This window comes from Rhizobium sp. SVR5-9E (genome assembly GCF_056755095.1).
This window is the reverse complement of sequence record NZ_JBNDHS010000471.1, coordinates 1-263: the sequence shown is the minus strand read 5'-3', so window position 1 is coordinate 263 and position 263 is coordinate 1. Positions and strand designations below refer to the sequence as shown.

Below are 263 nucleotides of genomic sequence, written 5' to 3'. Positions count from 1 at the left end.
GTATGCGGATTTCAACACAAAGTTTGGTGATCTTTCGGCGATCCTGATCGATAATCTTCCGTTTTGGGTAGAAATAACAACGACACCCAGCAAGAAGGTTTCGCTGATGGGGGAATGGGAAAGCAAGCTGAAAGCCATAACCTCGGAAGTAAAAAATGAAGACGTAGGAAGCATCCTGGGGGTTCCGAGCTGGATGATGGTTCTTCTTCAGCGCGTTATAAAGGAAACTGACATCAGCAATATCTCTGAGCTGTGGCCGAATC

The 263-nt window shown here is 46.4% G+C and carries 1 protein-coding gene; it reads left to right on the top strand.

The window, feature by feature from the left end:
• On the top strand, positions 1–263 hold a 263-nt coding region (locus ACPYOJ_RS35670), incomplete at both ends, for a GH3 family acyl-acid amido synthetase (RefSeq protein ID WP_481420432.1).